This window comes from Burkholderia sp. BCC1972 (genome assembly GCF_905339605.1).
Lineage (GTDB): Bacteria > Pseudomonadota > Gammaproteobacteria > Burkholderiales > Burkholderiaceae > Burkholderia.
Genome location: NZ_CAJPGH010000052.1, coordinates 1 through 9,995, shown reverse-complemented (window position 1 = coordinate 9,995; position 9,995 = coordinate 1). Strand labels below are relative to the sequence as shown.

Annotated in this window: 9 protein-coding genes; 3 read left to right on the top strand and 6 right to left on the bottom strand. The window is 56.8% G+C overall.

The window, feature by feature from the left end:
* Window positions 1-158 precede the first annotated feature (158 nt).
* The gene (locus tag U5798_RS36605) at window positions 159-824 is read right to left on the bottom strand and encodes a hypothetical protein (protein WP_060170371.1); all 666 of its coding nucleotides are present in this window, start codon (window positions 822-824) and stop codon (window positions 159-161) included.
* Window positions 825-1,355: 531 nt separating this feature from the next.
* Between U5798_RS36605 and U5798_RS36600 the strand changes: the two genes are divergently transcribed.
* Entirely contained in the window at window positions 1,356-2,189 is an 834-nt protein-coding gene (locus tag U5798_RS36600; RefSeq protein WP_322084846.1) for a DUF932 domain-containing protein, read from the top strand.
* A gap of 211 nt (window positions 2,190-2,400) precedes the next feature.
* On the opposite strand, the gene U5798_RS36595 is transcribed toward U5798_RS36600, so the two are convergent.
* The 3 genes from U5798_RS36595 to U5798_RS36585 form a co-directional block, all read right to left on the bottom strand.
* On the bottom strand, window positions 2,401-3,105 hold the full coding sequence (locus tag U5798_RS36595; protein ID WP_322084845.1) for a protein mobD: 705 nt from the start codon (window positions 3,103-3,105) through the stop codon (window positions 2,401-2,403).
* A gap of 9 nt (window positions 3,106-3,114) precedes the next feature.
* Window positions 3,115-3,576, bottom strand: coding sequence for a hypothetical protein (locus U5798_RS36590; RefSeq protein WP_080938721.1), 462 nt, complete (start codon window positions 3,574-3,576; stop codon window positions 3,115-3,117).
* An 894-nt stretch (window positions 3,577-4,470) separates the two neighbouring features.
* The gene (locus U5798_RS36585; RefSeq protein ID WP_322084844.1) at window positions 4,471-4,779 is read right to left on the bottom strand and encodes an XRE family transcriptional regulator; all 309 of its coding nucleotides are present in this window, start codon (window positions 4,777-4,779) and stop codon (window positions 4,471-4,473) included.
* A 175-nt stretch (window positions 4,780-4,954) separates the two neighbouring features.
* Between U5798_RS36585 and U5798_RS36580 the strand changes: the two genes are divergently transcribed.
* Window positions 4,955-5,350 carry a hypothetical protein gene (locus U5798_RS36580; RefSeq protein WP_322084843.1) on the top strand — a complete coding sequence of 132 codons (396 nt, stop codon included), beginning with the start codon at window positions 4,955-4,957 and terminating at the stop codon, window positions 5,348-5,350.
* Between the two features lie 66 nt (window positions 5,351-5,416).
* A complete protein-coding gene (locus U5798_RS36575; protein ID WP_322084842.1) occupies window positions 5,417-5,881 on the top strand; it encodes a hypothetical protein in 465 nt (154 codons plus the stop codon).
* 437 nt (window positions 5,882-6,318) lie between these two features.
* On the opposite strand, the gene U5798_RS36570 is transcribed toward U5798_RS36575, so the two are convergent.
* Together U5798_RS36570 and U5798_RS36565 are read right to left on the bottom strand one after the other, a co-directional pair.
* On the bottom strand, window positions 6,319-8,052 hold the full coding sequence (locus tag U5798_RS36570; RefSeq protein WP_322084841.1) for an ATP-binding protein: 1,734 nt from the start codon (window positions 8,050-8,052) through the stop codon (window positions 6,319-6,321).
* Window positions 8,049-9,314: an SIR2 family protein gene (locus tag U5798_RS36565; protein WP_322084840.1), complete on the bottom strand. Its 1,266-nt coding sequence runs from the start codon at window positions 9,312-9,314 to the stop codon at window positions 8,049-8,051. Before U5798_RS36565 ends, U5798_RS36570 begins: the two co-directional genes overlap by 4 nt.
* Between the last annotated feature and the right edge of the window lie 681 nt (window positions 9,315-9,995).

Genomic DNA, 9,995 nt, shown 5'->3' with positions numbered 1-9,995 from the left:
ATGTTACCCTTCATTTCAACAGATCCGACATGGAGCGGACGCGAGCCGTCATGGATCAAGAGTAAGAAGTTTTTGCGCTTCCTCATCGCCACCTGAGTTTAACCACGAGCGTCAAACCAAACCGCCGGTCGTCGGTTTGGCGCGATAGCGGCAACACGTCACTGCTCGCGAGGAATGGGCTCTCCGACAGTCACGTTGGCTGCTGCCTGCCGTTGCTTCTCCCGAAACGCCTCGCGCTTCGTGCTCTGCTCCGCAATGAACTGCATGAGTTCGCTTTTCAGATCGGCATCCAGCACGATGGGCTTCCATGGCGCAACGTCATGCCTCGCGCGCGTCAAATGAGATAGCTCCAACGCTCTCACTGCAGCCTTCGCACACTCGAATTCCACTTCCGCGCACCAGTCGATCGGATCGCCATATTCCCACTCCGCGGACAGGGACTGACGGGTCGAATGCAGCGTGGCCGGAAACTCGCGGAGCTGAGAGGCAACGTTGTGTTTCAACCATTTCCAATCGATCGGCTCCGGGAATACGAACGGAGGTAACGCAACGCCACGGAGTGGCTCATACGTCTGCAAGCGGCCGGCCTCCTCCGTGGCCCAGTCAGCGCGATGCATCATCGATCGGGCATCCCGCGCATAGGTTTCCAACGACAGCGCGACGGTCAACGCGACATGCCTCGCTTCGCGCCTGCTGACCCTAGCCTCCCGCAGCTCATTCCAACTCAGCGAGACGATCGAACTCACAATGCCTGCGACACCGCCAACTTTCAGCAGATCCATCCAGCCGCTCTGCTTCAGATACTCGATCCACTGAAGCGCCATACCGCCCCCCATGTCCTTACGCCGGCCCCAGTATACGGGGCGGCTACCTTCCGATGCCCATGTGGTTCCGAGCAAGAGTAAACGGAAGCGATCGAATGCCCAAATTCTGACCCGTTTCGGGCTTACCGCACCCTTCGCCCCGAAATCCAATACACCTCAATCACTTACGCTCCGGCCGCGACAGTTGTTCACAGCGTTGCCCCCAGAAACTGTGAATAACCGGGGCTTCGTCATTCTTCCCGTGAAACTCCTGCCTTGGCCTGCGCCTGGCACCCTATTTCCTGCCCTGTCCCGCGACCGTAGCCAAGCGCGGGACGGCATCAAGGGGCGAGGGACCGGGTTGCCCGCACCATCCCTCGCCTCCTTCCTTGACACCGTCCCGCGCTCGGCTCCTTGGATCGCACGGGCAGGAAACAGGGCGTCAGGCAAAAGCAAAAGCCAACCCCGAGTTCCACCGGGAGAGTTTTTCCGCGTAAGCGGCAAGGTCATCCCACAGCCCGCCGTTCAACCCTTTTTGCTGTGGAGATTACCGTGCAACTCGCTTCTTCTTTCCATTACAGCTCCCCGATGCTTCGGGCCGACTCGCCTCTGTCGGACGATCAGATTCGCTGCGTTGCCCCGTCCATCTTCGGCGACGGCAAGCACGAAAGCCGCTCGGAGCGCTACACCTACATTCCGACAATCGACGTATTGCGAGGCTTGCGTAACGAAGGATTCCAGCCGTTCATGATCTGCCAGACCCGCGTGCGCGATCCGGGCAAGCGCGACTACACGAAGCACATGCTTCGCCTTCGCCACGCCGAGCAGATCAATGGCGACGAAGCCAACGAAATCGTGTTGTTGAACTCGCACGACGGCACGAGTAGCTATCAGATGCTCGCCGGCTTGCTGCGTTTTGTCTGCCAGAATGGCATAGTTGCGGGCGACAACGTCGCCGATATTCGGGTGCCGCACAAAGGGAACATCATTCAGAACGTCATCAATGGTGCGTTCGACGTGCTCGACGGTTTCGAGCTGATTCGCGAACAAAAGGAAGGCATGTGCGACGTTTCGCTGAACCGTGACGAGCAGCATGCGTTCGCCCGCTCCGCGCTCGCGCTGCGCTACGATCCAACCGATGCCGAGGCGCCTGCCCCGATCACCGAAAGCCAGTTGCTCGCTCCCCGCCGTTTCGAGGATCGCCGCGACGACCTCTGGACGGTGTTTAACCGGGTGCAGGAAAATCTCACGAAAGGCGGGCTGCATGGCCGCTCGCGGACCGGGCGCGCGATGTCCACACGCCCCATTACCGGAATCGATCAGGACGTAAAGCTCAATCGCGCCCTGTGGATGCTGGCCGACGCCATGCGCCAAATGAAGGTGTAAATACCGTAGGGCGGCATCGCGTCGCCCTACTCAAACCCAGCTTGTCAGGATAACTATTCTTTTGTCCTGACAGGCTCTCCTTGAGTCCGTCATATAAGCCATATCACGGCTGTCAAACGGCGGTTGGAAAAGTCTGCGCGGCTCCCGAATATTCTCACCGACCGGGTCGTTCCAATCTCGTGTAACAGGCGCGCGATCGCACCGGGCAATCTCACCGCGCCAATTGCACATGATCTGTCAGCTTGGCGAACATCGTGCCGGATATCGCACGCCAGCGCAGCAGTTCCGCCCGCTCACCAATATGCATCGTTTGCGCCGCCCTCCCGACCGACAGACGCTGGCTACGCAGCTCGTCCGCGACGCGATCTGCAAGGTCGGGAAAATCCAACGATTGGCCTTGTGCTTCAACGGCGTTGCGTAATTGCGAGTCCCGATAAAGGGTGAATTTATCTGGCGAACCAAAGTAGCCATTGCGCACAACATGCGTGATTGCGTTGGGGAACGTCGCGCCGAACTTGAGCAGCAATTCGAGACTATCGCGTTGCCGGTTGATGACCCACAACACGACCAGACGCCGGGCGAGCTCATCGAGCGCGCTAGCGAGCGTTCCTCCGTACTGCTCGACACCCGCCTGACTCCGGGCTGCCGTGTTGACGACAACGATCGCGTCCCGGTGCGTATCGCAGAAGTTAACAAAGTCGATCCAGCCGCTGACGTCGTCCAAATTACATGACGCGCACTCGATTTCGGCATGGACCGCTTTCATGACATCAGGATTGGACGTGTCCGTCTCCACCAGCACGACGTTGATGTCCGTGCGTTGCAGATAGTCGACCAGTGCCAGCGTCACAAAACTCTTGCCGACACCACCCTTGCTGCCACCAACCATATAGATGGGGGGATTTTGCCTTGCCATGTGAGACCTCTACAAGTTCTCGGTATCCGGGCTGATCGGAAATCCAAGAAAGCCCTGTACCTGTTGCCCCGGCCTGGTTGTCCCCGTGTTCTCTTTCTGCTGCAATCCCGTGCGCGGCGGGTTGTCGCGTGACGCATTGGCCCGTGCTGACTTCCTGCCTCGAGCAGGCGCTGTCGCCTGCTCTCGTGCCGTGTCTCGATTGCCTCGCCGAACCCTTCCCTTTCCGTCCGCACGGCGCATCGCATATCTCAGCGAATTGAGATTCACGTCGATGCCGTCTTGCGCGGCCTGCTCTATCAGTTCATACAACGTATATCCCTTCTCCCGCGCCGCCACGATCTGTGTCTGTATAGATTTGACACCGTCCCCGACCTTGACAGGTTGCGCGTCTTTCGGTTTTTCCGGCAGCGCATCCAGCCTACGACCGAACGCTGCCCACTGTCCTCGAGTAAATCTTCTGGCAACCGACATGACGACCTCCGACGCACACCCTTCACTGCATCTTGCGCACGCGTTTACGCTCCGTCAACCCTCGTTCTATGTCGTTTTCGAAGCAAACAGAATGTAGAGGAATGCATAGGAATATGACGGAACAAGAAATATTTTCGCTCTCGTCAGACGCCTCATCTGACTTCTCATTCGCGCGCGTATGGACACGAATTGCAGTGAACACTGCTGCCCGTCGATTCGCGCTGAATAGCAATCCACAACGCATTCGATGCCACCGGCGCGCACTCGGCATTCACCTCTTCTGCCCGGCCCTTTCAACGCCAGCGCTACACGCGCGCACCGGCGTTACGCAGACATTCACCGTCGCGCCACTGCGGACCAAACTCAAGTACCACCGGCACGACGCGACGCGGTGCTTCGGACGCACCAATCACTCAAGACATGCTTTCCGGCATTCTCCACCCGTTTACACGTGATGCGCTCGGGATCATGCGATCGTGTATGCGGGGCTCACTTCTTCACACCGCTGCATCAAACGCGCCGCACACGGCAATTACACGGACGCGATTTCAGAATGCGCATGGCTTGCACATAGCGCATACGGAAGTCACGATCGGCCGAGAAAACAAGATGAAAAATGAGTGACTGCAGGATAGGCTTGCGCCGGTTTTGGGTGCCATGTCCGCAGTTGAGGTACGTTAGCAATGCAGCGGGCGAAACGATGGTCGCGAAGTAGCACCATCGAGCGGATATCCGGGTGAGGCCCAAGTCGAGGAAACACTCCATCGACCATACTTGTTCAAGCTCGATCGTTGACGTGCGGTAATGCCGGGGATGAGCCGTGCGACATCATTCGCCGACCACGCCCACTGGGGATTGATCATTCGACCGGCGACCATGCTACCGAAATCGCTATTACGTCTCGCCGATGCCATTCTCTTGATCGTCGGATGGTGTTCCGGCGATCGCACCTACCAGGGCTAAGACACCCCGCTTTTCTCGAGCCTTCAGTTCACGGAAGCCCGCCAGAAGTCTCTCCTCGTCGATGGTGAGAGCAAGCGTGGCCGAATCGGACACCCGACCAGTCAGCACATACTGAACATCCACACCGACCTCGGCGATCCCGGCCAAGTAGTTGGCATCAGGGAATCTGGCCCCTTTCTCGTAATTGACTTGGGCATGCTGGAGCACGCCGCCCGCTGCAGCGAACTCAGTTTGATTCATGCCGAGTCGTTTCCGCTCCAATTTCAGTCGAACGGAAAATATGTCCGTTTGAGAATTTTTCGTTGACATATGTCCAATCGGAACCTAGTCTAATGAATGTGATCAACCGACTACCGATGGTAGCGGGGATATGCGACGAGTCCCAAAGACGGTAGTCCCTCATCCCGGAGGCGCTATGCCTTTCACCTATGAAATCTGCGGTGCCTTGTCCGTCTTGGACAACTTCCGGCACTACCACGCCCAACAGTTCGCCCAAACGATTGCCGACCCTGCCGACATTTACTTCGCGACAGATGCCGTCACGCATTCGCTCGTCATCCGCATTCGCGGCGTACTGACCGACGACGAAGCAGAGATCGTCGAGAATGCACTTGGGGAATTCTCCCAGAAATGGGCACGGACCGGCAGTATCTTCAGACGAGTTCGCTACGGAGAGCCGTCGTGTGTGCCACTGGGCCTAGCCCTGCACGTTGACTTGCTCAAAGAACTTGCCGACGAGTACGTCCAGTTAGAGGCCTTTCTCCAACGTCAGGCGCGGATTCTCGAAAAGTTTCGACCGGTGGCGACCTAGCGCGCGAGCATCGACATCCCGGCGCTATCCGCCATGCCGGGCGTATCCAATCCCCGGAGGTTCAAAATGGAAGAACCGGCTCCGTACGTCCTAAGCGGCGCGCTCGCCGTGCAAGAGGACCTTGAGGACGAGCAGCTCGATAGGGTATCGCGCCATTTAGGAGGCATCGCCTCGGTTTACCTCCGGCACGACGAGGTAGCGCATGCCGTTTCCCTTCGCGTTTCCGGCACGCTAATGCGCGACGACGTCCGCTACATTGAGCAGCGAGTCGAGCGATTCGCCGAGGAAAACGCACGCGCCGCCGCGATTCTCCTGAGCGAGTGGAACGGCGAAACAAGCGAACTCGTCGTGGGCATGAACTGGGACGCCCAATGCCTCATCCGGCTAGGCGCGGTACAGGAACAGCTCGCGAAGCTCACGGAACGATATTTCGACTTTCTGCTGCGACTCGAACCGCCCGGCTCTTCCGCCTGCGGCACCCCACTTATGTGTGTCTCCGTCGACATCAACGACAAGCTGACGATAAGATAGCCAAGTTCACCAAGCAAAAGCCGCCGTTAAAGCTCTGAGAAATCTGGGCGACCCGGTCGCGACTTAAGATGGCATCGAAGTCGACTATGCCCTTGGGATGGCAGAGCAGACGGAGATTTGACGGTATTGCGGCCGGCGAGCGGTCACTCGTCGGCCACGAAGGGACCTTCGTCCAATGCATCGTCAAGACAATCAGACGACCGCCCCGATCGGCAAACGGCCATTCAATCGCCGAGGGACTGCCTCGCACCATCAGCCTTAGACGACGTTCGGGCAGTGACTTGAGCGAAATCGTTCTCGACCGTCTTCTTGGCAGCTGGAGCATCAATGACTTTCCACATCATGCCTCGATGGTAGCGAAAGCGTGGTACCACACGTATCGTCCGACGTTGCGCCATGTTGAACGCTACGTCGAATCGACATGTCACACAAACTGTTCAAGCGCCCCGACTCCAAAGCCTTTGGAAACTCGGACCATCCGACTTTGGTGGTTGAGAGGGCGGGATGATCTGAACTGTGACAGGAATCGGGAAATCGACACCGACGAGCGCCACTTCCCCTTGTTTGAGATTCGGGATAAACGCGGCAGCGGATCTGTCGATTTCTCCACATGCCCGCTCAACGACCTCCCTGTCTCGGTCGTTCGTCAGACGATGAACTAGCAATGTTCCCATTTGACTAAGGACTCCTTCCGTAATGTCTCGAGGGCGTTGCGTTGCAAGGCAGACGTTGAGACCGTATTTACGGCCTTCTTTTGCAACAAGCTCGAACGCATCCAGGTTCATCGCATAATCTTCAGTGCCAACTGATTTTCCAAGAAAGTTATGGGCTTCGTCGAGGACAACGAGAATAGGACGCTCACGGAACTCTTCACGTCGCGCCTTTAGAAGCAGCATACGACCAATCGCATTTGTGATCACCTCTCGCGCACTGAACTCGTAACCGATCGAACTAAGGCACAATCGAAAGATTGTTTTGTTTTCGTCCGAGAAAAATGAGTTGAGCGCATCCGAAAGCATCAATGCGTCCGGTGACGGACGAAACACGCAGGCCATCGACGACGAATTCACTACCCCAATGATACGGGTCAGCAGCGACGAACAGTATGACAGTTCATTCGAAGGCGCTCCCCATGCCTCAGAGCCATTTGTTGCATCCGGATAGCAACATTCCTGCACTATCTGACGGTGCAGGACGGTAACGTCGAAAGGCTGATTGGGATCGTCCACCAGAGCCGCGTTGTTCCCTTCGTTCAGAGCTTGGCGATACGCGGCCTTCGGTTGATTGACTTTTCTCACAATACCGTTTGTAGCGATGCTCGGGACCAGGCGGGCGAGCCGAAGGCTCTTCATTGCCTCTCGTAACTTCGGTCCCTGCGTCTTTCCCGACGGCTGAAAAAGCGCAATTAGGTCACCTTCCGAAAAATCCGTTGGTGGGATGCCCACCTCCCTTGAGCCATTTGCGATATGGATAGGCGTTCCCACATGACAGTGGAACATGTCGTCGCCTAAAAGCGAGCGATATTCACTCGTTGCATCCAGAAGGATCACTTTTGACCTGTATCGGCGGCATTCCTCGAGAATTCGGGCGGTCGTCCAGCTTTTACCACCGCCAGTAGATCCAAGGATCGCACAGTGTCGCCCGAACAATTTTTCCGGCGTGACGGCGATTGAAAACCCCGACTCTCCGGACACTTGCCCCAGATTCAAGGAAACAGCGGGCGGCTGTGTGTCGAGTCCCGCGTCGGTCAGATCAGGGATTCGGGCGACAAATGAGCTCGGTGCAGAAAAAACTCGATCGCCAAGTCTCGGATATGCGGCTATACCCGCCTGAATGCGCAAGGTAACAGCGTGAACTGAGCCCAAAAGTCGGATGAAACCGATTGCATCGACATGGCGTGAACCTTCGAAATCCTGCGTTATCTCTGTGCGATCACGGTCGGGAAGAGACACTTCCGTGAGGCGCCCCAAGAGAAGACCTTGCTGCGCCTCAATCAACACCAGTTCGCCAACTTCACCACGGCCGTAGCGCTGGGAACGAATATACTGGCCGCCAACGTCGCCGGCATGCGCGAGATTGACTTTGACCGACTGTGCCTGCACGCTTGACACAACGCCCACCCGCAGTTCCGCGCGAAGTGCCCCGTTTTTCCCCAAATCGTCGCATGTCATATGCGCACTCCAACTCTGCGAACGGCCTCAGCAAGCTGTTCGGCAGGCGAGACCGCACGAAGCGACGGAATTATGTCGACCACGTCGGCGAACGAGCCGCCAATGAAATGAATATCAAATCCGCGCTCCGCCAGATCCGCAAACCGTTGCCAGTACGGGCTCGACCCGTGATGCCCCTCGTTATGGACATGTTCGATACAGCGATGATCTGTCAGAATCAATTTGAGGCTCGGGTTTGCCTGCACCGCCGAGTAAATAGGCTCCGAAAGGTGATCATCATTGAAGCCAAATCCAGCGGTAATCAGGCAAGTGTTCGGCTGGCGCAAAAAATCTAGGAAGCGCGATAGAAGCTCCAGATGTGGCTGCAAGAACGCCTGCTGGTATTTCCCCTTGGCTGGATAAATCAGGCAGGCTTTATCGGCCGTCGGACTGGCAACTTCGAAGACATCGTTACCATCGCGCTGCCAGCTGACAGACCCGTGGAGTTTGTGGAGATGAAAAACTCCTTCCACAAAGTCCTGCCGCTCCGCGTCGCGACGCACTACGTCATAACTGAAGTGCCGACCGTCGAACCGGCGATTGCGCGTGTAGGAAAAGCCATCTATGACTGTGATCCCGAGATCTGAGGCTGCCGCCTCGAAGCACATATCGTAGTTGGTCGTGAACACTTTCAGGCGCGGATCACGTACCCTCCGACGCGCGAGCTTTTGCAACAGATATCGGTAAGCCGAAATGTCCGATCCCGCATTGGTGAGGAATGCGCTGCACAGTTCGAGTATCTGTGCCTTCACACGGGTGACGAACGACTGAACCTCCTCATCGGCCGAGAATGAAAGATAGGCATCACACTGGGACAGAAAATGCTCGATGTTGGGGTTCTCGCGTTCACCATAGCGAATCTTGCTGCAGACCTGCTCCCCTTGCGCAGATAGCTGTTTTCCACTGGCATCAGTGCACAATGCGCTCGTCCACAATTTCCACATGCTTGGCCCGTTTGCCGCACCAAGCGAAGTGCCACTGCCCGCGAAAAAGCCTAGATTAGTGTACTGCAGCGCCCCGGACAACAAATCTGTCACCGCCTGCCGGTTTTCCGCAATTTGAGTACGCGCATCCGTTTCCAAATTTTCGATCGGATGGATCACTCGATATGCGGTTTCTGAGAGCGCCTTCCATCTCGCATCGCCGGGTCGGCGGTGAGCCAGTATTCCGCTGTAATCTGTAGCAAGCGGCTCTGGAACAACCCGTGCCACCGTGTCATTCATATTGTCCCCTTCGGTCCGTCATTTTTCTGGTAGTCGCCCGACCTATCGAGAAATAGGTACTCTTCACATGTGTTCGTCATTGTCGATCGTTAGGTAAAGCGATTCAACCAACGCTAAACGGCAGATATACCATCACTCTTACGGCAAATCGAACAGGTGATGTCTGATGCTGCTCAACTATTGCAAGAATCTTCTCGCCCTTGGAGACCTCCTTCTTCCCAGGATCGGGGACGTCCCAATAGACGAAGTGAGGCTCCCCGTGGAGCCCGTCATCGTGCTTGCCAAATAAACTTAGCGGCAACAGTGCCCTGCAGTTGTAATCGCGCTGACCGAGGAGAGTGCCGTCTCCTTGCTCGATGCAACCACTTCGGCAGTCTGCCATATTCCTGTTGTAGAGACCAACTCGCCCCAATGTTGATTAAGCGAAGACCGGCCGAGCGACATGACTGCTGCAAAGGCCGTTGAACCTTGGAAGCAGCCGTTGAGGGTGCGTGGGATCGCAAGGCAGTTGTCGGTCTGCTACAGTTGACTGTGTCGGGCGGCAGCCTCACATGAGCCACCGTTCACACGCGGCAACGCTCGGACGTTCAAGGGTCGGCTACCCTCTGTAAGCAGTCGCTACTTCGTCGGCCTACTTCGCCCCGAAATGAAATTGGAAGGATAATAGAAAGCCCATTGAGC